This is a genomic window from Pantoea sp. Fr-CA_6 (assembly GCF_024520895.1).
Classification (GTDB): Bacteria; Pseudomonadota; Gammaproteobacteria; order Enterobacterales; family Enterobacteriaceae; genus Pantoea; species Pantoea agglomerans.
On sequence record NZ_JALNPO010000067.1, the window covers coordinates 1 to 234 of the forward strand.

At 31.6% G+C, this 234-nt stretch carries 1 protein-coding gene; it reads right to left on the minus strand.

The genetic code is table 11. The annotated features are described in order from the left end of the window. Positions 1 to 50: 50 nt before the first annotated feature. A partial coding sequence (locus NR201_RS22635; RefSeq protein ID WP_256850203.1) for a hypothetical protein occupies positions 51 to 234 on the minus strand: 184 nt, incomplete at its 5' end.

Here is a 234-nt window from a genome sequence, read left to right on the forward strand (position 1 = left end):
TTATTATTGATTGTTATATTTGTTTCCATAATTTTTTATTGCTTAATATATTAAACGTTTTTATTCTTTATCCAATTCTTTACTCTTTTGTAACCTTCAACACCTAATATGGTAATTCCTCCATATTGGAATGTCTTGGCCAAACCGAAGAGTATTATCCATAGAATTCCCTTTGCTTCTAATGATAGGTATTCCGATGGTATAGCCATTTGCGCGAACGACAGGATGTAGAAG